General features: G+C 53.7%; 1 pseudogene. It reads left to right on the plus strand.

The features are described from left to right. Window positions 1-298, plus strand: a pseudogene (locus tag EOE67_RS20410) (IS110 family transposase); the annotation flags it as partial.

Below are 298 nucleotides of genomic sequence, written 5' to 3' on the forward strand. Positions count from 1 at the left end.
CGACAGCTCAACCGGTTAACGGGAAGCCGCACGCAGGCGAAGAATCGGCTGCATGCGCTGACATCAAAAAGTATGACGCTTCCAATGCTGATTGAAGATGAGCAAGAAGGTATTGACCAACTGGAGCGGCGCATCAAACGCCTGACGCAGGCGGCTCTGGCACTGATTGCCGGCGATGACAACTTAGCAGCACACTTTAGCCATATGACAGCAGCCAAGGGCATTGGTGAGACCAGCGCCATCGCCATTCTGGCAGAGCTTTGCGTGTTACCATCGACGATGAAATCATCACAGGTTA

The organism is Rheinheimera riviphila, from assembly GCF_004005945.1.
GTDB classification, from domain to species: domain Bacteria; phylum Pseudomonadota; class Gammaproteobacteria; order Enterobacterales; family Alteromonadaceae; genus Pararheinheimera; species Pararheinheimera riviphila.